The 24829-nt window shown below is 66.2% G+C and carries 24 protein-coding genes; 9 read left to right on the top strand and 15 right to left on the bottom strand.

Annotated features, from left to right (window positions below):
• Positions 1-130 precede the first annotated feature (130 nt).
• The 7 genes from ACGFK1_RS28555 to glf all read right to left on the bottom strand — a co-directional run bounded on the left by ACGFK1_RS28555 (position 131) and on the right by glf (position 9158).
• Positions 131-1183, bottom strand: coding sequence for an esterase family protein (locus tag ACGFK1_RS28555; RefSeq protein WP_393437620.1), 1053 nt, complete (start codon positions 1181-1183; stop codon positions 131-133).
• A 116-nt stretch (positions 1184-1299) separates the two neighbouring features.
• Positions 1300-2364, bottom strand: coding sequence for an esterase family protein (locus tag ACGFK1_RS28550; protein WP_393437618.1), 1065 nt, complete (start codon positions 2362-2364; stop codon positions 1300-1302).
• A 131-nt stretch (positions 2365-2495) separates the two neighbouring features.
• A complete protein-coding gene (gene zomB / locus ACGFK1_RS28545) occupies positions 2496-4568 on the bottom strand; it encodes a flagellar motor control protein ZomB (RefSeq protein WP_393437615.1) in 2073 nt (690 codons plus the stop codon).
• Positions 4546-5460 (bottom strand): decaprenyl-phosphate phosphoribosyltransferase, encoded by a 915-nt coding sequence (locus ACGFK1_RS28540; RefSeq protein WP_393437774.1) that lies wholly within the window; start codon positions 5458-5460, stop codon positions 4546-4548. Before ACGFK1_RS28540 ends, zomB begins: the two co-directional genes overlap by 23 nt.
• 38 nt (positions 5461-5498) lie before the next feature.
• On the bottom strand, positions 5499-6023 hold the full coding sequence (locus ACGFK1_RS28535; protein ID WP_393437612.1) for a phosphatase PAP2 family protein: 525 nt from the start codon (positions 6021-6023) through the stop codon (positions 5499-5501).
• Positions 6016-7953, bottom strand: coding sequence for a glycosyltransferase (locus tag ACGFK1_RS28530; RefSeq protein ID WP_393437609.1), 1938 nt, complete (start codon positions 7951-7953; stop codon positions 6016-6018). Before ACGFK1_RS28530 ends, ACGFK1_RS28535 begins: the two co-directional genes overlap by 8 nt.
• A complete protein-coding gene (gene glf, locus ACGFK1_RS28525; RefSeq protein ID WP_393437606.1) occupies positions 7950-9158 on the bottom strand; it encodes a UDP-galactopyranose mutase in 1209 nt (402 codons plus the stop codon). The genes ACGFK1_RS28530 and glf overlap by 4 nt, the downstream gene beginning before the upstream one ends.
• 189 nt (positions 9159-9347) lie before the next feature.
• On the opposite strand from glf, the gene ACGFK1_RS28520 reads away from it, so the two are divergent.
• Both ACGFK1_RS28520 and ACGFK1_RS28515 read left to right on the top strand, forming a co-directional pair.
• Positions 9348-10334, top strand: coding sequence for a hypothetical protein (locus ACGFK1_RS28520; RefSeq protein WP_393437603.1), 987 nt, complete (start codon positions 9348-9350; stop codon positions 10332-10334).
• 194 nt (positions 10335-10528) lie between these two features.
• Positions 10529-12082 (top strand): N-acetylmuramoyl-L-alanine amidase, encoded by a 1554-nt coding sequence (locus ACGFK1_RS28515; protein ID WP_393437771.1) that lies wholly within the window; start codon positions 10529-10531, stop codon positions 12080-12082.
• A 4-nt stretch (positions 12083-12086) separates the two neighbouring features.
• On the opposite strand, the gene ACGFK1_RS28510 is transcribed toward ACGFK1_RS28515, so the two are convergent.
• From ACGFK1_RS28510 to ACGFK1_RS28500, 3 genes are read right to left on the bottom strand one after another with little or no spacing between them, the layout of a single operon-like run.
• Positions 12087-12899: an HAD family hydrolase gene (locus ACGFK1_RS28510; RefSeq protein WP_393437601.1), complete on the bottom strand. Its 813-nt coding sequence runs from the start codon at positions 12897-12899 to the stop codon at positions 12087-12089.
• Entirely contained in the window at positions 12896-13660 is a 765-nt protein-coding gene (locus ACGFK1_RS28505; protein ID WP_393437598.1) for a lysophospholipid acyltransferase family protein, read from the bottom strand. The genes ACGFK1_RS28510 and ACGFK1_RS28505 overlap by 4 nt, the downstream gene beginning before the upstream one ends.
• 5 nt (positions 13661-13665) lie before the next feature.
• Entirely contained in the window at positions 13666-14454 is a 789-nt protein-coding gene (locus ACGFK1_RS28500; RefSeq protein WP_393437595.1) for a lysophospholipid acyltransferase family protein, read from the bottom strand.
• An 18-nt stretch (positions 14455-14472) separates the two neighbouring features.
• Between ACGFK1_RS28500 and ACGFK1_RS28495 the strand changes: the two genes are divergently transcribed.
• The 3 genes from ACGFK1_RS28495 to ACGFK1_RS28485 are packed head-to-tail and all read left to right on the top strand — an operon-like array spanning position 14473 to position 17087.
• Positions 14473-15171, top strand: a complete 699-nt coding sequence (locus ACGFK1_RS28495; RefSeq protein WP_393437592.1) for a phosphotransferase — start codon at positions 14473-14475, stop codon at positions 15169-15171.
• Positions 15172-15210: 39 nt separating this feature from the next.
• Positions 15211-16755 carry a Rieske 2Fe-2S domain-containing protein gene (locus tag ACGFK1_RS28490; protein WP_393437590.1) on the top strand — a complete coding sequence of 515 codons (1545 nt, stop codon included), beginning with the start codon at positions 15211-15213 and terminating at the stop codon, positions 16753-16755.
• Positions 16752-17087 (top strand): hypothetical protein, encoded by a 336-nt coding sequence (locus ACGFK1_RS28485; protein WP_393437583.1) that lies wholly within the window; start codon positions 16752-16754, stop codon positions 17085-17087. The genes ACGFK1_RS28490 and ACGFK1_RS28485 overlap by 4 nt, the downstream gene beginning before the upstream one ends.
• Here ACGFK1_RS28485 and ACGFK1_RS28480 read toward each other — a convergent pair.
• From ACGFK1_RS28480 to serS, 3 genes are read right to left on the bottom strand one after another with little or no spacing between them, the layout of a single operon-like run.
• Entirely contained in the window at positions 17084-17650 is a 567-nt protein-coding gene (locus tag ACGFK1_RS28480) for a hypothetical protein (RefSeq protein WP_393437580.1), read from the bottom strand. The two genes, ACGFK1_RS28485 and ACGFK1_RS28480, sit on opposite strands and share 4 nt — an antisense overlap.
• A gap of 17 nt (positions 17651-17667) precedes the next feature.
• Positions 17668-18816 carry a zinc-dependent alcohol dehydrogenase gene (locus ACGFK1_RS28475; protein ID WP_393437577.1) on the bottom strand — a complete coding sequence of 383 codons (1149 nt, stop codon included), beginning with the start codon at positions 18814-18816 and terminating at the stop codon, positions 17668-17670.
• A 58-nt stretch (positions 18817-18874) separates the two neighbouring features.
• Positions 18875-20134, bottom strand: a complete 1260-nt coding sequence (serS, locus tag ACGFK1_RS28470) for a serine--tRNA ligase (protein ID WP_393437575.1) — start codon at positions 20132-20134, stop codon at positions 18875-18877.
• A gap of 112 nt (positions 20135-20246) precedes the next feature.
• Between serS and ACGFK1_RS28465 the strand changes: the two genes are divergently transcribed.
• The 3 genes from ACGFK1_RS28465 (at position 20247) to ACGFK1_RS28455 (ending at position 22351) form a co-directional block, all read left to right on the top strand.
• Positions 20247-21686 (top strand): septum formation family protein, encoded by a 1440-nt coding sequence (locus ACGFK1_RS28465; protein ID WP_393437572.1) that lies wholly within the window; start codon positions 20247-20249, stop codon positions 21684-21686.
• A gap of 4 nt (positions 21687-21690) precedes the next feature.
• Positions 21691-22041: a metallopeptidase family protein gene (locus ACGFK1_RS28460; RefSeq protein ID WP_393437570.1), complete on the top strand. Its 351-nt coding sequence runs from the start codon at positions 21691-21693 to the stop codon at positions 22039-22041.
• 115 nt (positions 22042-22156) lie between these two features.
• Positions 22157-22351, top strand: coding sequence for a hypothetical protein (locus ACGFK1_RS28455; RefSeq protein ID WP_393437568.1), 195 nt, complete (start codon positions 22157-22159; stop codon positions 22349-22351).
• On the opposite strand, the gene ACGFK1_RS28450 is transcribed toward ACGFK1_RS28455, so the two are convergent.
• Complete coding sequence (locus tag ACGFK1_RS28450; RefSeq protein WP_393437566.1) at positions 22331-23017, bottom strand: histidine phosphatase family protein; 687 nt, start codon at positions 23015-23017, stop codon at positions 22331-22333. The two genes, ACGFK1_RS28455 and ACGFK1_RS28450, sit on opposite strands and share 21 nt — an antisense overlap.
• Positions 23014-23934: a prephenate dehydratase gene (gene pheA, locus ACGFK1_RS28445; RefSeq protein ID WP_393437563.1), complete on the bottom strand. Its 921-nt coding sequence runs from the start codon at positions 23932-23934 to the stop codon at positions 23014-23016. The genes ACGFK1_RS28450 and pheA overlap by 4 nt, the downstream gene beginning before the upstream one ends.
• A 115-nt stretch (positions 23935-24049) precedes the next feature.
• On the opposite strand from pheA, the gene ACGFK1_RS28440 reads away from it, so the two are divergent.
• Positions 24050-24811 (top strand): DUF2470 domain-containing protein, encoded by a 762-nt coding sequence (locus tag ACGFK1_RS28440; RefSeq protein ID WP_393437768.1) that lies wholly within the window; start codon positions 24050-24052, stop codon positions 24809-24811.
• The last annotated feature ends 18 nt before the right edge of the window (positions 24812-24829 follow it).

The raw sequence follows: 24829 nt of genomic DNA, 5'->3' as shown, positions 1-24829 counted from the left end.
CGTCGCATCCTGTTCGCCCATGTCCCGCCGGGAGGTAGTGAACCACATCACCGTTGCGGGGCGCTCTGGAAACGATGACGGCGGCGACCCTTCGAAAGGTCGCCGCCGTCGATCGTGTTGTCGTCAGCGATTAGCCGCCGGACGTGTTCGCGGTGGGCTGCGCCATCGGAACTTCCTGCGGCGTCGCGCCGAGCACCCGCTGGATGTCGGGCTTCATCTGCTGCAGCTGCGCACCCCAGTACGGCCAGTCGTGCACACCGTTGGACGGGAAGTTGAACACGCCGTTCTTACCGCCAGCGGCAATGTAGTTCTCCTGGAACGTCTTGTTCGTGCGGAGCGTGAAGCCCTCGAGGAACTTGGCGTTGAACAGGTTGCCCGCGGACAGGCCCGCGCTCAGGTCGGACGGGGTGCCGTTACCGCAGTAGACCCATATGCGGGTGTTGTTCGCGACCAGCTTCGCAATGTTGACCATCGGGTCGTTGCGCTTCCATGCGCTGTTGGGGTCCTCGGTCTTGCCCCACATGTCGTCGGCCTTGTAGCCGCCCGCGTCGCCCATCGAGATGTTGACCAGCATCGGCCACCAACCCTCGGAGAGGTTCAAGAAGCCGGACAGCGAGGCTGCGTACTGGAATTGGTTCGGGTGGTAAATCGCCAGCGTCAGCGCGGCCGAACCGGCCATCGACAGACCGACGGCGGCGTTACGGCTTGCGTCCACGCCCTTGTTGGCCGCCAGATAGGCGGGCAGTTCCTGGGTCAGGAACGTCTCCCACTTGTACGTCTGGCAGGCGCCGGTCTTCTTGCTGCAGGCAGGCGAATACCAGTCGCTGTAGAAGCTGGACTGCCCGCCCACCGGCATGATCACCGAAAGGCCGGAATTGAGGTACCACTCAAACGCCGCGGTGTTGATGTCCCAGCCGTTGAAGTCGTCCTGGGCACGAAGGCCGTCGAGCAGGTAGACGCCGGGAGTGTTGGCGCCGCCGCTCTGAAACTGAACCTTGATATCGCGTCCCATCCCCGCTGACGGAACCATGAGGTACTCGACCGGCAGACCCGGACGAGAGAAAGCCCCCGCAGTCGCCGAGCCGCCGACGAACCCCACGAGGCCGGGCAACACGGCAGCGGCCATGGCCGCAATCGTGAGCCGACGCACCCAGGCGCCGCGCATCTTCCCAACGAACTTCATGCTTCTACCTATCCCATCTGTCGTAAGCCGCACAGCCGAACCCGCGGCGTGCCCGTGTAGTCAACCACACCTAAGCGTGATTCCTCTCCTCAGCGTGTATCGTCCCTGGTCGCTCCTCAGCCGTTGAGGGTCGAGATCAGGTCTGGTTTCAGGGCCGTCAATTGTTGGCCCCAGTAGGGCCACGCATGGTTGCCCGCCGGCGGAAACACAAAGGTCGCGTTGGTGCCGCCGGCTTTCGTGTAGGCCTCTTGAAAGTCCTTGTTGCTCTTGATCGCCATGCCTTCGAGGCTGTCGGCGTTGAACTGCTGATTCACATCCGGATTGGGGTTGACGGCGCTGTTTCCGCCGGGCGCGCAGTAGATCCACAGCCTGGTGCCATTGGCGACGATCCGCGACACCTGTTTGATCGGGTCGTTGCGCTTCCACGCCGGATCCCATGGCGCGCCCCACATGTTGTCGACGTTGTAGCCGCCCGCGTCGAGCATCGCGACCCGGATGGCTTGCTGCATGAACAGAGCCGACGGGTTCAGGAAGCCCGACAACGACGCAGCATATGAGAATTGCGACGGGTGATACGCCGAGAGAATCAGGGCCGCACTTCCCGACATCGACAGTCCTACAACGCCATTGCCCGTCATCGAGATCTGTTTGTTGGCGGCAAGCCACAGCGGGAGCTCGCTGGTGAGAAACGTCTCCCACTTGTAGGTGTAGACCTGCTTGTTGAAGCTCGACGGCGAATACCAGTCCGTGTAGAAGCTGGACTGCCCGCCGACCGGCATCACGGCGGCGACCCCGGAGTTGTAGAACCACTCGAACGCTGGGGTTTCGATGTCCCAGCCGCTGTAGTCGTCGCGTGCCCTCATCCCGTCGAGCAGGTAGACGGCCTTGCTCGGGGCCGCTGCGCCTCCGGAACTCGATGTCGGCGCCGCCGCGCCTCCGGAACTCGATGTCGGCGCCGCTGCGCCTCCGGTGGCCTGGAACTGCACACGGATGTTGCGGCCCATCGACGTTGAGTAGACGTCGAGGTATTCCACCGGCAGTCCTTCACGGGAGAACGCGTTGGCGGCAGGGGTGACGCCGAAGACGATCGCGAGCCCAGGAAGGGTCAACGCCGCGGCAGCGACCACAAGCGTGCGCAGAAGCCGAGTTCGCACAGCGTTGATCGCCGATGGCCTGGGCATCTGTTGGTCTACCGTCCGTTCACGTATGCACGCCGTTGCACCGGCGGTCTCGAAGTAGCTATCGCGCCAATATGGCTGCGGCGTTACCAAACTCCCAGAAAACCCTGTCGGCTAACAAATCGACGCCGCGGTCAAGGACCGGTTGCGGGCATGCCCGTGTACGGCGGCGCGACGGGTGCGGGTACGTCGAGTCCGCAGCGGAGCAGCTCATATAGCGGCACACGGTCGATCCGGTAGCTGGAGAACCCCGGGGCATGCACCAGATTCGACAGGAATCTGCGCAAACTCATCGGACCGCGAATCGCGTTGAGCATGGCGTCGGTCTCGGGGCACTTCAACGCGGCTCTGGCCTGGATGACCCAGTCCTCATCGAGGTAGGGAGGGATGAACGGCGGCATCGTCAAGAAGGGTCCTTCGGCCACCGCCCAGTCCGGGAACAGATTTTTGTCATGCCCGATGCGGCCGTCGGTAAGGCGTGCCGTGTGCGCCGCCAGCGGGTTTGCCAGGCCGATCTGGTCGATCACCCGCACGTCCAGCCCGACATTCATGCCCAGCATGCCGAGGTTGGTGAAAAACACTGTGTGCGGGCCCTTGTAATCCTTCCGGAGATCAGCAGGCATATCGGGCGGCGGCGGAACCGCGGGCACCACGTCCCACTGGTCGTAGTTGCCGGACGGCAACAGCAGTGCGCCGTCGGGGGTGTTGTCCAGCGCCGTGAGAACCGCGCGCATGCGCGGATAGTCCAGATAGTCGGCAGCGGTCAACGGGTGCGGATTGCCCGTGGCCTGCGAGTAGAACCGTCGTTCGTCGACGATGCCGGTGTAGGTGACGCGGGTGGCGTCGGCGCCCAGTCCCGGTGAGTTCGCCGCCCACAGCGACCACACCGCGACGGCCAGCCACAGCACACCGGTCGCGCTCGCGAACAAATAGGCTGGGCCACGAGGCATTTGGGCTCCGTCGGGCAACGCCATCGGGATCACTGCCACCGGTGCCAGCAGGCAGAACAGCGGCGTGAGCAAGACCCTGCCATGCATGAAGTCGCCACCCTGGCGGATCCAGTAGATGGCCTGCACCAGCCCACTGAAGAGAATGAAAATCACGACGGCCGAAGGGCTTTGCACCCTGCGGGCCAGCCAACTGTATCCCGCCGGGGTGGCCCGGCGGATCCACCACGGCCTTCCCCTCGTGACAAGCGTGACGAGGCCGAGACCGACCAGAAGGATGGCGGGTGCCCACAGTAGGTACGGGCGATTGAAATTGGCCAGATACACAAAGCCCTGGGCCCATTTTGATCCCGTCGCGTCTTTCGCTAGCGCGGTGCTGGGATAGAGCAGGCCGTAGTAGCCCATTCGGAAGATCTGGTAGGCGATCGGCAGGAAGCCGCCCGCGACGACGATGAGCACTCGACGACTCCAGCCACGGGCTGCGATGAGCATCATGATCAAGGCGAGCCCGCCGATCAGCGCCAGTTCGGGCCGCACCAGCACGCTCAACCCCGCGACGAAAGCGAGTGTGCCATCGAACAATCGGCTCACCGCGTTGGTCGGTGTCGACGCCGCGGTGACCGGCGCCCTGCGAAGCGCGGGAGGCACGCCGCGGTGCGGCAGCGGTTGCTGCCCGGCGGGGTAGAGCCGCAACGCCTGCGACCAGGCCACCATCATCCACCACAGCAGGCCCAAATATGCCAACACCAAGCCGTTTTCCAGCCCAGAGGTGGCGAAGTCCCGCGCGGGCGGCACCGCGATGTACACCAGGGCGCCCGCGGGCAGTAGCAACGCCCGTCGGCCACGCAGTCCCGGCGCGTACAGCCGCGCCGCACCGAACATCAACAGCGCCACGCCCGCCACGCTGAGCACCAGCGCGAGGTACAGCGCCACGTACTCGAGTTGCACCTCGCCGCCGATCCATCCGAACAGGGTGATCAGGTACGTCCAGACCGTGGAGGTGTTCGCCTCGACGCGTTCGCCCGCGTTGAAGACGGGACCGTTGCCTGCCAACAGGTTCCGCACGGTGCGCAGTACGATCAGCCCGTCGTCCGCGATCCACCGCCGCTGCCACGCGCCCCAGCCGTAGAGCGCGGACACCGCGATCACGCCGACCCACAGGCTGACCCTGGTGGTCATGTCATAGGGAAAGGCCGGCCAGCGGGCCAGTCGGCCCGCTGCCGCAGTCCTTAATCGGTCAGCTGAGGAAAAGGGCGGCACCGATGGTTCCGATCCACGCCACGGCGAGCAGCTGCAGCACACGGTCCTTCAGCGCGATCTCCTCCGGCTCGCCCGCCAGCCCGCCGTCCACGTCGACGGCGTATCGCAGGATGGCGATCGTGAACGGAATGATCGTCACCGCATACCAGGACGCGTAGTTGCCATCACGTTCAAAGGCCCACAGCCCGTAGCAGAGCACCGTGGCCGTTGCCGACAGCGTCCAGACGAAGCGCAGATAGGACGCCGTGTAGCTCTCCAGCGATTTGCGGATCTTGGCCCCGGTGCGCTCCGCGAGCTGCAATTCGGCGTAGCGCTTGCCGCCCACCATGAACAGCGACGCAAACGTCATGCCCAGCAGGAACCACTGGGACAGCGGGATTCCCGCCGCGGCGCCACCGGCGATGGCACGAATCAGATACGCAGAAGCGACGATGCAAATATCAAGCACCGGTTGGTGTTTGAGTCCGAAGCAGTAGGCCAGCTGCATCGCGATGTAGATCGCGATCACCACGGCAAGGTTCGGGTTGGCCAGGAACGACACGGCCAGCGCGGCAATACCGAGCACCACCGCTACGGAGTACGCGAGCCACTCGGGCACCACGCCCGCGGCGATCGGGCGGAAGCGCTTCGTCGGGTGTTGGCGGTCCGCCTCGACGTCGCGGGCGTCGTTGATCAGGTACACGCACGACGCGGCGAGGCTGAACGCCACGAACGCGATCGCCACGTTGGCCGCGACATCTTCGACGCTGAACTTGACGTCGCTGCCGAACGCGGCGACTGGCGCGATCAAGACGAGCAGGTTCTTCACCCACTGTCGCGGCCGAATGGCCTTGATCAGCCCTGTGACCACGTTGCTGGGCGGGCCTTTGACCGACGCCGGTTCCTCGCTCATCTTGCGCGCGCTCTCTGCACTGCTCTCACTCGAGATGCTCATCCATCCCCTCCAACCCGATCAGCGACCGCACCGACCGTCTTCGCGACGACCGCCCCGACGGCGACACCAGTGAGCACGTCGCTGGGGTAGTGCACGCCGAGGACCAAGCGCGACAACGCCATCGGTGGCACCAGCACTGCGGGCAACGGAAGGCCGGTCGTGCGCGCCAGCAAGATGGATGCCGCCGTCGTCGAGGTGGCGTGTGCCGACGGGAAGCTCAGTCGACTCGGCGTGCCGACGTTGACGGCGACCTCGGGGTGATGCGGACGTTCACGCTTGACCACCCGCTTGATCACCACCGCCGCGGCATGGGCGAGGAACGCGCCAGCGCCGACGGCCAGCCACGCCCGCCGCCGCGATCGCTGAAGCAGTGCGCCGAGCGCGGAGACCGCAAGCCAGCCGAAACTGTGTTCGCCGAAATGAGACAGTGCGCGCGCAGCCGCCAGCACTCCCGGCCGATCGGCGAGCGCCGACTGAACGGCCACCAGCGCGGCTTCCTCGCCCCGCAACTGGTCAGCCATGCACGGAGGCCTCGAACAAGACCGTTTCCCACTTCTGCTTGCTCGACAGCACCGGCAGCGCCTCACGGTAGACCCTGCGCATCTTGTTGAACTTGCGGGCGAGAGCCGCCTGGCGCCGCAACGACTCGCGAAGCAACGCAAGCATTTTCGCGCGATCCCGCTGCCGGTAGACCACCCCACGGCCATCGGCGGTGGTCACCGTGACTCCGTCGACCTTGCACAACGAGAACCACCTGGCGTCCTGCGTCGCGACGTTGATCTGGGGGCGGCGATGGTGCTCGGGATTGTGCGGCTTGAGTTGGTGGACGACGCCGCGCGTCAGGCGCACGGCGATCGACAACGCATTGGTCGGGATCGTCACCCTCTTGCGCCACCGCTTGTCCGACGGTGGTGGCAGCGCGGTGGCGCCCGGCAGCACGACCGCGTCGGGGAACTCCTGACGCATCTGCCTGATCTCCGGCAGCGCGGACTCCAGGATCGAGAAAATGTGCTCGGGCCCAGCCAGGAAGTCGTCCATTGCCTTGTTTTGGATCGCGACGGTCGAATACTCAAGGCACAGAAGGTGTTTCAACGTCGCCTTGAGATGGCTCGCCAACAGGCCGCGGATGTTGCCGTCCCAGTGCATGGCGGCGACCACCAAACGGTTGCGCAGGTGAAAGTACGCCTGCCAGTCGATCGCGTCGTCCTTGTCGCTCCACGCCATGTGCCAGATCGCTGCGCCGGGAAGCGTGACGGTCGGGTAGCCGTGCTCACCCGCACGCAGCCCGTAGTCGGCGTCGTCCCACTTGATGAACAACGGCAACGGCTGGCCGAGTTCTTCTGCCACCTGCCGCGGGATCATGCACATCCACCAGCCGTTGTAGTCGACGTCGATGCGGCGGTGCAGCAGCCTGCTGCGGTATTCCTCTTCGTCGTTGAGCGGATACCTGGCGAAGTTGTGGTCGTATTCGGTATTGATCGCGTTGGTCCACATGAAGTTCTCTTGTGCGACCATCTCGCCCATCACGTGCAGATGCGACGGCTCCTGCAAGTTGAGCATCTGTCCGCCGACCAGCGTCGGAACCTTGGCGAACCGGTTCATCGCCAACGCCCGCAGGATCGAATCCGGCTCGATGCGGATGTCGTCGTCCATGAACAGAATCTGTTCGCAGTCAGTATTCTTCAGCGCCTCGTACATCACCCGGCTGTAGCCGCCGGAGCCGCCGAGGTTCGGCTGGTTGTGGATCGACAGCCTGTTGCCAAGCGCTTCGGCCGCGGCGTCGAACCCTGGGTGGTCGACAGCCTTCTTCGTGCCCTGATCGGACACGATGACCGCACCGATCACCTCGTCCACCAAGGGATCCGAGGTCAACGCGGCCAGCGCGTTGACGCAGTCCGCAGGTCGGTTGAACGTCGGGATACCGACCGCCACGTTGGTCCGACCCGGCGCAGGCACCGGCGCGTACCAACCGGCGCTGTGCACGGTGACTTTCGAGTTCGTGGTGATGTCGAACCAGATCCAGCCGCCGTCCTCGAACGTATCGAGACCGACTTCGAACTCGACGAGGGCAGGTTGATCCGATTCGTCGCTCGAGATGGGCGCGCCGCCGACGGTGATGCGGGCACCGGTGGCCTTGGACCGGTAGACGTCAATGCGTGCACTGCCGGTCAACTCGACCCGCAGCACCACCGACTCGAGGACCGACCACCGCCGCCAGTAACTCGCGGGGAAGGCGTTGAAATACGTCGCGAACGAGACCTCGGACTCGGGCCCGATCTCCAAAGTGGTCCTGGTCGGCGCGTGCGCACGCCGTGCATTGGTATCCGATTCCTCGATATAGAGCTTGCGGACGTCCAACGGCTCGCCAGGTCGCGGCAGGATGACGCGGGCGATCAGGCTGATCGCCTTGGATTCCTCGGCGTCGAGCGCGCCGGCCGGGATGTCACTCATGCACTGTTGCTTTCTGTGCCATTGTCGGTCAGTGGCGCGCCGTCACTCAGGTGCGGCGCGAGCGTGTTGTCGTACATATTCAGTGCGCTGGCGATCGCCATGTGCATGTCGAGGTACTGGTAGGTGCCCAGCCGGCCGCCGAACAACACCTTCGATGATGCCGTCTCGGCCTTGGCCCGCGCACGGTACGCGGTCAGTACCGCGCGGTCGGCTTCGGTGTTGATCGGGTAGTACGGCTCGTCGTCGTCGTCGGCGAACCGGCTGAACTCCCGCATGATCACCGTCTTGTCGGTCGGATACTCCCGCTCGGGATGGAAGTGCCGGAACTCGTGAATCCGGGTGTAGGGCACATCGGCGTCGTTGTAGTTCATCACGGGTGTCCCCTGGAAGTCTCCGGTATCGAGCACCTCGACCTCGAAATCCAATGTGCGCCAACCCAGTCGACCCTCGGCGTAGTCGAAGTAGCGATCCAGCGGCCCGGTGTAGACCACAGGCGCGTCTGGACTTTCGGCGCGCAGCGAGTCGCGGACGTCGAACCAGTCGGTGTCCAGCCGCACCTCGATACGGTCGTCGGCGGCCATGTTTTTCAGCCACGCGGTGTAACCCTTGGCGGGCAAACCCTCGTAGGTGTCGTTGAAATATCGGTTGTCGAACGTGTAGCGAACCGGCAACCGGGTGATGTTAGAGGCGGGCAGTTCCTTCGGATCGGTCTGCCATTGCTTGGCGGTGTAGTGCTTGAGGAACGCCTCGTACAGCGGCCTGCCGACCAGCGAGATGGCCTTCTCCTCGAAGTTCTGCGCGTCCTCGGTTTTGATCTCGGCCGCTTGCTCCTTGATCAGCTGCCGAGCCGCATCAGGCGAGTAGTACTTGCCGAAGAACTGCGTTACCAGGCCCAGGCCCATCGGGAACTGGTAGGCCTGACCGTTGTGCATCGCAAACACCCGGTGCTGATAGCCAGTGAACTCGGTGAACTGGCGCACGTAGTCCCACACCCGCTGGTTGGACGTGTGGAACAGGTGCGCACCGTACTTGTGCACCTCGATGCCAGTTTGCGGCTCTGGCTCGGAGTAGGCGTTGCCGCCGATGTGCGGTCGCCGGTCGAGTACGAGAACGCGCTTGTCCAGCTGCGTCGCCACGCGCTCGGCGATCGTCAGACCAAAGAAACCGGAACCGACGACAAAGAGGTCGAAACGAGGGCACGTCATCGGCAGCTAGGGTATCCGACCCACGCTGCGGGCCCCGAATCCACAGAGGGCGCAAGGTTGCGATCGGCTCACAATTCCGCATCGTCACTTCTACCCCACTAGTCACATCAGTACCGTCGAACCCGTTAGTTCTTGGCGAGGCAGCCAAGCGCACGTACCAGACGTAGTCCATATATTGAGGAGACTTCCGTGCCGAACCGACGTCGACGCAGGCTTTCCACAGCCATGAGCGCGGTCGCCGCCCTGGCAGTCGCGAGTCCAGCAGCAGTGATCGCCGTGTCCGACCTGGCCGACAGCACCAAGCCGCCGACGCAGCACCGCCAATTCGTCCAGGCCGCGATGATCACCGATCTACCGAATGAGCTGATGTCCGCGCTGTCGCAGGGGTTGTCGCAGTTCGGGATCAACCTTCCCCCCATGCCGACCAGTCTGCTCACCGGCACAGGCTCCAGCACGCCAACGACGCTGACCTCCCCCGGCCTCGGCACGTCGCCGCTGACCTCCCCCGGCCTCGGCACATCGCCACTCACCACACCGGGGCTGGGCACCTCGCCGCTGACCACGCCCGGCCTTGGTGCATCGCCGCTGACCACACCCAGCCTTGGCAACGCGCCGGCGGCGACGCCCGGCCTCGGCCTGCCCAACGCGCCGGCAACGCTGCCCGATGCGGCACTGACCAACCCGGCACTGACGAACCCGGCGCTGACCAGTCCGACAGGGCAAGTTCCCGGAGTGGCGACGCCGGGTCTACCGGGCCTGAGTACACCGCCGGCGACAGGTGCGACCGATCCGGCGCTGGCATCGCCGATCTCCAACGCCGGCGCGCTGCCCGCACCGGGCGAGGTGCCGATCTCGGCCCCGGTCGGCCTGGATCCGGCGGCAGGCACCTACCCGATCCTCGGCGATCCGTCACTGGCGGCGGCACCCGCAGCCACCTCCACCGGCAGCACGGGCCTGCTCGGCGACCTTTCCAGCGCCGCTAACCAGCTTGGTGCCGGACAGGCGATCGACCTGCTCAAGGGCGTGCTGATGCCCGCGATCATGTCGGCCATCAAGCCCGCGGGCGCGCCGGCCGCGGACGCTGCTGCCGCAGCCACCTCGGCTGTTCCGGCCGCCGCCGCGGCGGCCGCGCCGGAGATCCCCGGGCCTGGCGCCATCCCGATTCCGGGTATCTAGTCCTGCATCCAAAACGGCACCGCAGACAAGCCCCCAAGCTCTGCGGTGCCGTTGCAGGTGGCGGGCCACATTTGGTGGCCCATGCGGCCGTGTCGAAACACCGGTAACAACTGACACATACGTAACATCGGTCCGTGCCGTGTCCACGTCCCGCGCCGTCGCTGCTGTTCACCGCGATCGCGGCGACAGTTGTGATGTTGCCGTTCGCGATCAACGGGCTGCCAGATGACCGGGATGGCAGGCAGGCAAGCCAGGCACCCGAACTGGCGCAGCAGCCGTTGACCGGTGTGGGCGGCGGCGAGACCGTGCGCGAAGTGCACCAGGACACGCCGTTCTCGATGGTCGCGCTGACGGCCGAAGACCTCAGCGGTACCTCGGCGAAAGTCAGGGCCAAGAAGGCCGACGGTTCCTGGGGCCCGTGGTATGACGCCGAAACGCTGGACGGTGTCGGCCCGAATTCGCCGGTGCCCCGTGGCACCGAACCGATCTTCGTCGGTCGCACCACGACCGTGCAGATCTCTGTCACCCGGCCGGTCGGAGCGGCGCCGACCGCAGCGCCGCGGTCAGCACAGCCGAAACCCGCGCTGGGCTACGTGCCGGCCAATGTCGAGCAGCCGTTCGCGCAGAACATCAACGCGGTGCTGATCAGCCCGCCACAGGCGCCTGTTGACACCCTGCCGCTGCCGTCCGCCGCCACTGTCCCTGGGCAACCACCCCGCGTCATCAGTCGCGCCCAGTGGGGCGCCGATGAGGGAATGCGGTGCGGCAGCACCGTGTACGACAACGGGATTCGGGCCGCGATCGTGCACCACACAGCGGGTAGCAATGACTACGCCCCCGAGGATTCGGCGGGCATCGTCCGTTCGATCTACGAGTACCACACCCGCACACTGGGCTGGTGCGACATCGCCTACAACGCACTCGTGGACAAGTACGGGCAGGTATTCGAGGGTCGCGCGGGCGGCATAGACAAGCCCGTCGAGGGGTCGCACACCGGTGGCTTCAACCGCAACACCTGGGGCGTGGCGATGCTCGGCAACTTCGACGCCGTACCTCCGACTCCGATCCAGCTGCGCAACACCGCCCGCCTCATCGGGTGGCGGCTTGGGCTCGACCACATCGATCCGCGAGGAACCGTCGTATTGCCGTCCGCGGGAGGGTCTTTCACCAAGTTCCCGGTCGGGGCGACGCCGACCCTCCCGACCATCTTCACCCACCGCGATGTCGGCAACACCGACTGTCCCGGTAACGCCGCATACGCCCTGATGGACCGGGTCCGTGACATCGCAGCGCGGTTCAACGCCCCGCCGGGTCCTGAGGAGCTGGCCGAATCCCTGCGCGGAGGAGCGATTTTCGCCCGGTGGGACTCGATGGGCGGAATGAACAGCATGCTCGGCGCACCCACCTCGCCCGAGGGGTCCGGCGAGGCGGAGACGCGCTACGTCACCTTTGATCGCGGCGCGATCTACTGGTCACCGCAGAGCGGCGCCGAGCCTGTCACGGGAGCAATCTACAAGGCATGGGGTTCATTGGGCTTCGAGCGTGGCGCGCTGGGCCTTCCCACCAGCGGCGAAATACAGGAACCGCAGTGGATCGTGCAGAATTTCCAGCACGGCACCCTGAACTTCGACCGCGAGAAGGGCACCGTGACCCGGGTGATCGACGGTGTGCCACTTGAACTGCCGCCGCCCTCGGCCGAGGCCGAACCGATTCAGCTGGAGCGGTTCAGACCGATCAATCCGGCATAGCGCGTCACGGCCACCACCGTTCCAGAATGCGGGCCAGGCCGTCTTCGGAATTCGGCGCGGTCACCTCGTCGGCTGCGGCGACCGCATCCGGGTGGGCGTTGCCCATCGCAACGCCAAGGCCTGCCCACTGCAGCATCGGCACGTCGTTGGGCATGTCTCCGAAAGCGATCACGCCCTCGGCGGTGATGCCGAGTGGCCGGGCGAGTTCATCGACACCGGTGGCCTTGCTGACGCCAAGCGGCACGATCTCGATCAGGCCGTTATTGGTGGAGTAGGTGATATCACCTTGCAGCCCGACATGTTTGGCGAGCGCCTCGGCCATGTCAGAGCTGCGCGCGCCCGCCTTGCGGATCAGCAGCTTGACCGCGGGCGCACTGAGCAGGTCTTCGATCGACACCTCGGTGTTGTCGGGGTTGAGCCAGGCGTGCTCGTAGCCGGGAGAGCTGACGAACTGCGGGGTCGCCGCGTCGTGGGCGCTGGTGCCGACCCGCTCGACGGCAAGGCCGGCGCCGGGGATGACCCGTGTGGCAACTTCCGCCAATTCGGCCAGCACATCAGCCGAAAGCGTGCGCGCTGACACGATCCGGTCGACGGACGGGTCGTAGATGACCGCGCCGTTGGCGCACACCGCCATTGGCGCGAAGCCAAGCGCATCGACCACCGGCTGCACCCAGCGCGGCGGACGGCCGGTGGCGAGGATGAATTGGGCGCCGGCTTCCACGGCCGCCGTGACGGCATCGCGGGTGCGGGCGGTGATTTTCTCGTCGTCATCGAGCAACGTGCCGTCCACGTCGGAGGCAATGAGGTCAGGAGTCACCGGTGGGTTCTTGCCTCACGCTCGGCGCGTTTGCGCGCCCGTTCAGCCAGTTCCGCCTCGTCGAGCTGCTTGGCCCGCTGCAATGTCGGCGCGGAACCACCCAACCGGCGCGGCACCCAGTACGCGCCGTCGGGATGCGGGTAGTCGATCTGCACCTTGTGCAGCAGCGAGGTCATCGCCTCGCGCATCGCGGCGGTTGTCGCGTCGATGCTGTCGGCGGCACCGAACGGCGGCCCGACCGCGACGGTGATCGGAATTTTGTTCTTGCGCCGCAGGTCTTTTGGGTGATCCTTCGTCCAGCGTCGGTGTGCTCCCCATACGATCATCGGAACGATCGGCACCTCGGCGTCCCTGGCCATCCGCGCCGCGCCCGTCTTGAACTCCTTCAGCTCGAAGCTGCGGCTGATGGTGGCTTCCGGATAGACCCCCACGATCTCGCCTGCCCGCAGGCGCTCCACCGCCACCGCGTATGCGCCACCGCCAGCGGTCCGGTCCACCGGGATGGTGCCAGTGTGTCTGATCAGGAAGTTGACGAGCTTCACGTCCTGCATCTCGGCCTTGATCATGAACCGCATCCGGCGCCGTCGCTGATACGCCGCCAGCGCCGCGGGCCACCAGTCGAGATAGCTCGTGTGGTTGATCGCGATGACTGCGCCACCGCGTTCGGGCATGTTCTCCAGACCCTCGTAAGTGATCTTCGTCCCGATCGTCTTCGTCGCGGTGCTGACCGCAATCTCGAGTGCGCGGAAGACCGGCTCCATACCCGCTACCCCGGCGCCCCGGTGGGGTCGGCCCGCTGATCGCGGCGGGCGGCCTTTGCCTGGGCTTTCTGGACGGCCTCCTCGGCATCCATCCGGTTGGCTTCGGCGAGCGTCGGCGCGCCGCCGCCAAGCCGGTGCGGGACCCAGAACTCTCCGGCTGGGTGCGGGCCGTACTCGTCCTGCACCCGCTCCAGCAGGTGCTGCATCCGCGAGTGCAGCAGCGCCGTGAGCTCCGAGGCGGGAAGCGTCGGCATGATCGGCTCGCCCACCGCGACCGAGATCGGCACCTTGGGACGCCACATCTTCTTCGGATGATCCTTGGTCCAGATCCGCTGCGCGCCCCACACGATGTGCGGAACGATCGGCACGTCGGCAGCGATCGCCATCCGCGCCGCGCCCGACTTGAACTCCTTGATCTCGAAGCTGCGGCTGATGGTGGCTTCCGGGTAGACCCCGACCAGTTCGCCTTCCTTGAGCGCTTGGCACGCGTGGTCGAACGAGGCCGATCCGCTGTCGCGGTCCACCTCGATGTGCCGCAGGCTGCGCATGATCGGCCCGGTGATCTTGTGGTCGAACACCTCTTTTTTCGCCATGAATCGGACCTTGCGGCCGAGGTGCTGCTTGTAAGCCGGCAGTCCGGCAAACGTGAAGTCGAAGTAGCTGGTGTGGTTGATGGCGACGACCGCGCCGCCTGTGCGGGGCAGGTTCTCCATGCCGGTAACGGTGAATTTCAGCCCTTGCGCGCGCCACACCATGCGGGCGAGCTGGATGACTGTGCCGTATACCGGTTCCACATCAGGCAGCCTAGTCGGGTGACGCGTCCCAGCGAACCGGTGGCAGTTCCAGAGATCGTCTCCGACATTGCGGCGGGGCGCCCGGTGTCCGCTGTCTGGGTCAATGAGCTGGGTGGGGTGACGTACGAGGTCGATGACGGCCGCGAGTTCGTCAAGGTGTATCCCGAGCCGCATGCGCATCTGCTCGCCGCGGAGGTGCCGCGGCTGCGCTGGGCGCGGCGGTACACCGCGGTCCCCGAGGTGCTGGCGGCCGGGCCGGGCTGGTTGCACACGGCGCGGCTGGCTGGTCGCTCCGCGGTGGACGCGCGCTGGGCCGATGATCCCCGCACCGCCGCGCGCGCCATCGGTCACGGTCTGCGACGGCTGCACGACGCGCTGCCGGTGGCCGACTGCCCGTTCGGGAAACCGTCCTGGGTGCCCGACGACGCCCCGCCGGCCGACCGTCTCGTGGTGTGCCACGGCGACGCGTGCGCGCCGAACACGTTGTTGGCCGACGACGGCACGTTCAGCGGGCACGTCGATCTGGGTGATCTAGGAGTCGCCGACCGGTGGGCCGACCTCGCCATCGGGACGATGTCGCTGGACTGGAACTTCCCGACCGACGGCCCTGGAGGATTCGCCGAGGTGCTGCTGGACGCGTACGGCGTCACGCCCGACATCGAGCGCATCGCCTATTACCGACTGGCGTGGGACGAGGAGGATCCGCTGGCGGGCTAGACTCGCCGCGAGCGGACACATCGCAGCGAAAGGGTATTCGTGCAGGTCACAAGCGTCGGCCATGCCGGTTTCCGGATCGACACCAAGGCCGGAAGCATCTTGTGCGACCCATGGGTGAACGCGGCGTACTTCGCGTCGTGGTTCCCGTTCCCCGACAACAGCTCGCTGGACTGGGACGCGCTCGGTGACGTCGACTATCTGTACGTCTCGCACCTGCACCGCGACCACTTCGATCCGAAGAACCTGCGTGAGCACGTCAACAAGGACGCGGTCGTGCTGCTGCCCGACTATCCGGTGCCCGACTTGCAGCGTGAACTCGAGAAGATCGGCTTTCACCGATTCTTCGAGACCACGGACTCGGTCAAGCACCGCGTCAGCGGGCCCAAGGGCGATCTCGACGTGATGATCATCGCGCTGCGCGCCCCGGCCGACGGCCCGATCGGTGACTCCGGCCTGGTCGTCGACGACGGAGAAACGGTGTGCTTCAACATGAATGACGCCCGCCCCGTCGACCTTGACGTGCTGCACGCCGACTTCGGTCAAGTCGATGTGCACATGCTGCAGTACTCCGGCGCGATCTGGTACCCGATGGTGTACGACATGCCCGTCCGCGCCAAGGAGGCGTTCGGCACGCAGAAGCGCCAGCGCCAGATGGACCGCTGCCGTCAGTACATCGCACAGGTCGGCGCGACGTGGGTGGTGCCGTCGGCAGGTCCGCCATGCTTCCTCGACCCGGACCTGCGCCACCTCAACGACGACCACGGCGACCCGGCGAACATCTTCCCCGACCAGGCGGTGTTCCTGGACCAGATGCGTTCGCACGGGCACGACGGCGGGCTGCTGATGATCCCCGGGTCGACGGCTGATTTCACTGGCTCACAACTTAATTCGCTTACACACCCGGCGCCGGACCCCGAGTCGATCTTCACCACCGGCAAGGCGGCCTACATCGCGGACTACGCGGAGCGGATGGCGCCGGTGTTGGCCGCGGAAAAGGCCAGCTGGGCGCCCGCCGCGGGCGAGGCACTTCTCGACCCGCTGCGGGTGGTACTCGAGCCGATCATGCTGCAGAGCGACCAGATCTGCGACGGCATCGGCTATCCGGTCGAGCTGCGCCTCGGCGCGGAAACCGTGGTACTCGACTTCCCGAAACGCGTAGTGCGCGAACCGATTCCGGACGAGAAGTTCCGCTACGGCTTCGCCATCGCGCCGGAGCTTGTCCGCACTGTACTGCGAGACAACGAACCGGACTGGGTGAACACCATCTTCTTGTCCACTCGGTTCACCGCGTGGCGGGTCGGCGGCTACAACGAGTACCTGTACACGTTCTTCAAGTGCCTGACCGACGAGCGGATCGCTTACGCCGATGGCTGGTTCGCCGAGGCGCACGACGACACCGCGTCGATCACGTTGGACGGCTGGGAGATTCAGCGCCGCTGCCCACATCTCAAGGCCGACCTCTCGAAATTCGGCGTGGTGGAAGATGAGAAGCTGACGTGCAATCTGCACGGCTGGGAGTGGAATCTGGCCACGGGTCGCTGCCTGACCACCAAGGGCCACGAATTGCGGTCGGAGCGTAAGTGAGCGGACCGCAACAGTATTACGACGACGGCCTGATCCAGCTGGATCGCGAGGCAATTACGTTGCGGCGCTATCACTTTCCATCCGGAACCTCTAAAATCATCCCACTGCGATCGATCCGCGGATACAAGGCCGAGTCGCTCGGTCTTTTCACCGAGCGGTTTCGCATCTGGGGCAGCACGGATCCGCGCCGCTGGATGCCGCTGGACGTGTGGCGACCGATCAAATCGACGCTGGTGACGCTCGATGTGCCGGGGCTGCGGCCGAACCCCGCCTTCACCCCGCAGCGTCCGAAAGAGTTCCTCGCAAGCCTGGATGAACTTTTGAAGAACTAGCCGCGCCGTTTGCGCTTCTTGATCGCCCATAGCGCCGGCAGCACGGGCAACAGCCACGGGCCACCGATGATGATCGGGTCGATCCATGTGTGGTTGCGGTCGACACGCGTGCTTGCCGTGCGCGCGCGCACGCCACCGTGGGTCAACTCGCTGCGAAGACCGGTCTCGGTGAAGGGATTGTCGGGACGCAGCGTGGCGAACGAGCGCAGGTGGCTTTCGGCCGCATCGACGCGGTCTGCCGCGATCAGCAGCAGCCAATGGGCCGCGCGGCCCTCGCTGTAGCGCCGGTAGGCGAAGCGGCGAATTCGTCCGGACACCCCTCGCAGCGGTGCCGACGTGCCGAACACCGGGGTCAGGAATTTGTGCTCGATGGAACGCTCCCGTGCCGAGTCCTGCTGCTGGCGCTCCGGGAAATGCCAATGCGCGCCGGTCGATTCGGGGTCGTACTTCATCTTCGGCACAGCGGGCCGGTCGGCGGGGTCGCGGTCGACACCCCAGCCGGGTATGCGCGCCCGGAGTTCGTCGATGTCGGGTTGCTGCGGGCGTTCTGCGGTGTAAGGCATGCGGTGAGCTCCGATGTTCAGGCGGCCGATGGCACGATGACCGGCTTGATACAGCCGTCGAGTTTGGCCGAGAAGATGTGGTAGCCGTCGGCGATGTGCTCGAGCGGAATCCAGTGCGTCACAATGTCGCTGGGCTTGAGGTAGCCATTCTGGATGTGTGACAGCAGGCGCGGCCATTGGCGTTTCACCGGGCACTGGTTCATCCGCAGCGTGAGCCCCTTGTTCAACGCGTCACCGAACTTGACTGCGCTGAAGATCGGGCCGTAGGCGCCCATCACGCTGACGGTGCCGCCTTTTCGGACGGAATCGATGGCCCAGTTCAACGCGACGGGTGAGCCGCCCTGCAGTTTGAACTTGGCCGCCATGACGTGCTGCAGGAAGTTGCCGTCGGCTTCGGCACCCACTGCGTCGATGGCGACGTCGGCGCCGAGGTGGTCGGTGGTCTTCTTCATCTCGACGACGACGTCGGCGCAGTCGGCGAAGTTGATGGTTTCAGCGTGGGCGAAAGTCCTTGCCTTCTCCAGTCGATACTCCAGATGGTCGATCACGATCACTCGGCCCGCCCCCATCAGCCACGCCGACTTCGCGGAGAACAGTCCCACGGGCCCGGCACCGAATACGACCACGGTGTCGCCCTCGACGATGTCCCCGAGTTGCGCACCGAAGTAGCCGGTGGCCAGTGCGTCCGTGCACAGCAGCGCGTCGTCGTCGTCGAGCCAGTCGGGGATGACCATCGGTCCGACGTCGGCGAACGGCACCCGCACCATCTCCGCCTGACCGCCGTCGTATCCGCCGCAGGTATGCGAGTACCCGTAGATGCCGCCCACCGCCGTGGCATTCGGATTCACGTTGTGACAGTTGGAAAACAGCCCGCGAGCACAGAAGTAGCACGATCCGCAGTAGACGTTGAACGGAACCATCACGCGGTCGCCGCGGTTGAGGTTTTCCACCGACGGTCCGACCTCCTCGACGACGCCGATGAACTCGTGGCCGAACGTCATTCCGACGCGGGTGTCCGGCATCATGCCGTGATAGAGGTGCAGGTCTGACCCGCAGATCGCCGCGCGCTGCACGCGCACGATCGCATCGTTGGGATGCTCGATCCTCGGAGGAGCCTTCTCCTCCACGCGGACCTTGTACGGGCCGCGGTACACCATCGCGCGCATGGCTTCCTCCTCGGTGGTTCCCGAGGCGATACCCAGCGCCGCTATCGCGAAACCTGGATCACTTCTTCGGCTCGAGCAGTTCGGTCCCGACGTACGGCACCAGCGCCTCGGGGACCCGCACGCTGCCGTCGGGTTGCTGATGGTTCTCCAAAATCGCGACCAACCACCGGGTGGTCCCCAGGGTGCCGTTGAGCGTCGCCGCGGTCTGCGGCCTGCCGTTCTCGTCGCGATAGCGCACCGAAAGCCGACGAGCCTGAAATGTGGTGCAGTTCGACGTCGAGGTCAACTCGCGGTAGGTGCCCTGCGTCGGCACCCACGCCTCGCAGTCGAACTTGCGCGCCGCCGACGAGCCCAAATCGCCTGCGGCGACGTCGATTACCCGATACGGCACGTCGATCTGCGCGAGCATCTGTCGCTCCCAGCCGAGTAGCCGCTGGTGTTCGGCCTCGGCGTCTTCGGGCCTGCAGTAGATGAAGCCTTCGACCTTGTCGAACTGGTGCACCCGGATGATGCCGCGGGTGTCTTTGCCGTAACTGCCCGCCTCGCGGCGGAAGCAGGATGACCAGCCCGCATAGCGCAACGGCCCGTCGGTCAGGTCGATGATCTCGTCGGCGTGGTAGCCGGCGAGCGGCACCTCGGAGGTGCCGACCAGATAGAGATCGTCGGCCTCGAGGCGGTAGACCTCCTCGGCGTGAGCACCGAGGAAACCGGTGCCTGCCATCACCTCGGGACGGACCAGCACCGGCGGGATGACCAGCGTGAAGCCATTGTCGGTGGCCAGGCGCACGGCGAGTTGCATCAGGCCGAGTTGGAGCAGCGCACCCGCGCCGGTGAGGAAGTAAAACCGCGAACCCGAGACCTTCGCTCCGCGCTCCATGTCGATCAGACCGAGCGCCTCCCCCAGTTCCAGATGATCTTTGGGGTTTTCGACGGCCCTCGGCTCGCCGACGATCTCGAGCACCGCGAAGTCGTCCTCGCCGCCGGCAGGCACGCCATCGAGAATCACGTTGGGGATCGCCATATGCGCTGCGGTGAAAGCCTTTTCGGCCTCAGCCTGCTCGGCCTCGGCGGACTTCACCTTGTCGGCGAACGCCTTGGCCTGTTCCAGCAGTGCGGGCCGTTCGTCGGGCGACGCCTTGCCGACCTTCTTGCTGACGGCCTTCTGCTCGGCGCGCAGAGTGTCGGCAACCGACACCGCGGACCGGCGGGCGGCGTCGGCTTGCACGAGCGCATCGACGAGCCCCGGGTCTTCGCCACGGGCCCGCTGAGATGCGCGCACCACGTCCGGATTGTCGCGCAGCAGCTTGAGGTCGATCACGGCCGCAACCCTACTTTTGTGCCGCGAGCGCGACGCCGTTGGCCCCGGTCAGCCACAACCTCGTAACGTTACATCTGTATCACTTGTCACAGCACCTGACACGCCTGTCACAATGGAGCGGATGTTGGAGGCACCCGAGCGCGAGCAGGCACTCGCGGACTCGCAGAACAGCGAGGTCGGACGGCCGTCGGAGCGCGTGGCGTGGTGGCAGAGTCTGCAGGCTACGTCGACGCGCCGTGCGCTGCTGTTGACCGCGCTAGGCGGGCTGCTCATTGCGGGGCTGATCACCGCGCTGCCGACCAGTGATCCCAGCGGCCTGACCGCGAGCACCATCTCCCTGGGCCCCCGCGGTAACGACACGTTCAACCACGCCAAGGCGGGCGACTGCCTCAACTGGCCCGACCGCACCCCCGACGCTGCCCAGATCGTCAACTGCAAGGACGACCACCGCTTCGAGGTCGCCGAGTCGGTGGACATGCGCACGTTCCCCGGCAGCGAGTACGGCCCGGACGCGGCGCCGCCGTCGCCTGCCAGGATCCAGCAGATCAGCCAGGAACAGTGCTCGGCTGCCGTCAAGAACTATCTCGGCGCCCGGTTCGACCCGAACAGCAGGTTCACGGTCAGCATGCTGTGGTCAGGTGACAAGGCGTGGCGCCAGCAGGGCGAGCGACGCATGCTGTGCGGTCTGCAGTTGCCGGGGCCGAACAATCAGCAGTTGGCGTTCAAGGGCAAGGTGGCCGACGTCGACCAGTCCAAGGTGTGGCCCGCAGGTACCTGTCTGGGCATCGACCCCGGCACCAACCAGCCCACCGACATACCGGTCGACTGCGCCGCCCCGCACGCCATGGAGGTCACCGGAGCGGTCAACCTGGCCGAGAAGTTTCCGCAGGCGCTGCCGCCGGAAACCGAACAGGACGGCTTCATCAAGGATGCCTGCACCCGGATGACCGACGCCTACCTGGCGCCGATCCCGCTGCGCAGCACCACGCTGACGTTGATCTACAGCACCATTTCGCTGCCGAGTTGGTCGGCGGGCAGCCACCAGGTGTCGTGCAGCATCGGCGCGACGCTGGGCAACGGCGGGTGGTCAACACTGCTCAACAGCGCCAAGGGCCCGCTGATGATCAACGGGCAGCCGCCGGTAGCGCCGCCGGACATCCCGGTGGAGCGGCTGAATCTGCCGCCGATCCCCGCGGTCGAACCGCCGCCGGACACGTCGTCGCAGTCGTCGTCGGACACGTCGTCGTCGCAGTCGCAATACAGCACCAGCCAGAGCGACGACAGCCAGCAGACCCAGCACATGCCCGGGCAGCAGTCCTCGTCGGGCACGCAGTCCTCGACGAGCGCCGCACCAACCACCGCGGCGCCACCGCCCAACGGCAACACGTTCCTCAACGGGCCACCGCCGCCGGGCGCTCCGCTGGATGGGCCGCCGCCTCCCGACGCCCCGCCGCCGGGCGCACCTCCTGGCCCGCCGCCCGCGCCTGAGGCCGCACCGCCACCGCCACCGGGCGATCCCGCGCTGCTGCCTCCGCCACCGCCGGCGCCGTAACGACATGGCCGTGCGGATGAGCCCGCAACGGTTCGAAGAGCTGGTCTCCGATGCACTGGACCTGCTTCCGCCCCAGCTCGCCGCGGCGATCGACAACGTCGTGGTGCTGGTCGAGGACCGCAATCCGGATGAGCCCGACCTGCTCGGCCTGTACCAGGGCGTGGCGTTGACCGAACGCGACTCGTTCTACGCCGGGACGCTGCCCGACACCATCACCATCTACCGCGATGCGTTACTCGACATCTGCGACGACGAACGCCAGGTCGTCGACGAGGTCGCGATCACCGTGATACACGAGGTCGCCCATCACTTCGGCATCGACGACGAGAGACTGCACGAATTGGGTTGGGGATGAGCCGCTTGCGCGAAGACAATCAGTTGGGGGTGAGCCGCTTGCGCGAAGACAATCAATTGGGGATAGGCAGGCGCGGCAACCTCGCTTTGTCAGCATGCGGTGCTATCAAAGGGCCATGAGTACTGAGTGCCGCGAGTGTCTGGCGGGGCTCGAGCATTGCCATGGCACCGTCATCCACCACGCCTGGTATCGGATGGAATGCACCGAGGACGGGTGCGTCACACCTGAGGTGATGCACGCATTCAGCGTCGATTGCGACGCCATTGGATGCACGTGCGGCATCCAGGTGTCAGCCCATCGGGTCGGCTGACGACAGCGCATCCTCCACCGGGTGCACATCGGGTTCCGGATAGAACGGCGGCGTCAGCGTCGACCACTGCACGCAACTCCACCGACCGTCGGTAATCGGCGACAGCACAACGGATTCGGTGTTGGCCAGGTGATGGTCCAGCGCGAAGCTGCTCTCCACACCCGCCAGCACGGCCGAGACCAACCGAATGGCTGCGCCGTGGCTGACCACGACGATGTCGCCGTGCCATGCGTCGTCGTCGAGGTACCGCATCCGCAGCTGCGTGAGCACGGGGACGTACCGATCGAGCACGTCGTTGCCGGTCTCGCCACCGGGCATCGGCACGTCGAGCTCACCTTGGTGCCAGCGTTGGTAGACCGTCTCGAATTCGGTGATCGCCTCGTCGTCATTGCGGTCCTCGAGTTCACCCACCTGCACCTCGTGAATGCCCTCGAATTCGTGCGGATCGAGTCGGACTTCGGTGCTGATCTCCGCGGCCGTCTGCGCGGCCCGCACCGCTATGGAGTGGGCGACCATCGCCGGGCGGTGCGGCAGTCCGCGCGCATACGCGCGCGCCTGGTTTCGGCCGACGTCGGTGAGTGCGGCGCCCGGCGGCCGGGTGTCCAGCCGACGGTCGACGTTGGCGCGTGACTGCCCGTGCCGGACCAGCACCAGCCGGCCGCTCACGGCTTGCCCTCGCGGAGCCGCGCCAGCCAGCCGGACGCCTCGTCGAGCTGCGGCGGTGCCGCCCCTGCGGCCGATCCCGTCGGCCAAGAACCCAGAAACCTCACGTCTGCACAACGACGGTGCAGCGCCTTGAGTGCCTCGGCGACCGCTTCGTCGGCGATGTGCCCGACACAGTCGAGGAAAAAGAAATAGGTGCCCAACTCCTTTCGGGTGGGCCGGGATTCAATGCGGGTGAGGTCGATGTCGCGGATCGCGAACTCGGTCAGTGCCGACACCAGCGCGCCAGGAACGTTGTCGAGGCGCAGCACCACCGACGTGCGATCGGATCCGGTGCGCTGCGGCGGTGCGGCCGGCCTGCCCACCAATACGAACCGGGTGCGCGCGTTGGGCTCGTCGACGACGTCGGTGGCGAGCGCACACAAGCCGTGCCTGCCTGCGGCCAATGCGGTCGTGACGGCGGCGTCAGCGCGGCCCTGTGCCACGTCGACGGCTGCCGCGGCGTTGGAGTCGGCCGCCTGAAACTTCGCCTGGCTGAGATGCTCGGCCGCCCACCGCTCCACCTGGGCACGCGCCACCGGGTACGCGGCGATCGACGCAGGCTCGGTGACGCCAGGCCGCACCGCGATGGTGAACGCGATGTTCAGCGTCGTCTCGGCGAAGATCTGGACCGGCGCGCCGGTGGCCACGTTGTCGAGCGTCGGCAGCACCGAGCCGTCGATCGAATTCTCGATCGGCACGCACGCGTAGTCGGCATCGCCTGACCGGACCCTCTCCAGGGCGGTCGATGGGCTCGACGCCGGGTCCGGCGAGACGCCCTCGGTCGACGTGCATCCGGGGACCAGACCGTCGCCGGCCATCTTCAACAGCGCCGCCTCGGTGAACGTCCCTTCGGGTCCGAGATAGGCGATGCGCGGCACATTTCAACCCTATCCGGAGTTGGAGGCCCGTCCCGGCCGCCGCGGCGTAGGCCTTGCGCCGGGATTGCCGATCTTGTTAAGTAAGGCTTACCTCACTTGCGAGAAGGGCGGTGTGATGGCACAGGTGGCACCCACAACGGCTGAGCGAATCCGCAGCGCGTGCGTGCGGGCCGGCGATGCGATGCTCGCCGTCGAGGGTCTCGAACCCACCTGCTCGCCGGTGCACCACCTGCTCGCCGACGGGTCGTTCGCCATCGCCGTGCCGGCCGACGGCATTCTCGCCGGAAGGGTGGTCGCCGCGGGCAACGCCGGTGTGCACGCGGTGCTCGAGATGACCGACTACGCCCCGCTACCGCTGCGCGAACCGGTGCGCTCGCTGGTGTGGATCCGCGGTCAACTGCACGGCGTTCCCGGTGCCGAGGTGGCCGCCCTGCTCGACCTGATCGCCGCCGAAGACCCCAATCCTGCTTTGCTGCACGTGAACTCGGACTACACCTTGATGCGACTGGAGATCCAGTCGGTGGTGGTGGCCGACGCCACCGGTGCCGAGGCGGTTGGCGTAGGCGCGCTGCTCGGCGCAAGGCCTGATCCGTTCTGCGCGATGGAGTCGTGCTGGCTGCAGCACATGGAGTCAGCGCACCGCGAGGTCGTCGACCGGTTGGCCTGCAGGCTGCCGATGTCGCTGCGCCGCGGCCGGGTACGACCGCTCGGCCTCGACCGTTACGGGGTCCAACTACGGGTCGAGGGCGACGACGGCGATCACGACGTCCGTCTGCCGTTCACCAAACCCGTCGACGATGTGACGGGCCTCAGTCAGGCCATCCGCATCCTGATGGGCTGCCCTTTCCTCAACGGGCTGCGCGCCCGCCGCCTCTAGCGGCCGGCGGCCGCTACC

The sequence above is a fragment of the Mycobacterium sp. NPDC048908 genome (assembly GCF_043197955.1).
In the GTDB taxonomy this organism is placed as follows: Bacteria; Actinomycetota; Actinomycetes; order Mycobacteriales; family Mycobacteriaceae; genus Mycobacterium.
Note: the sequence above shows the minus strand (reverse complement) of the source record. Positions and strands in the feature narration are given on the sequence as shown.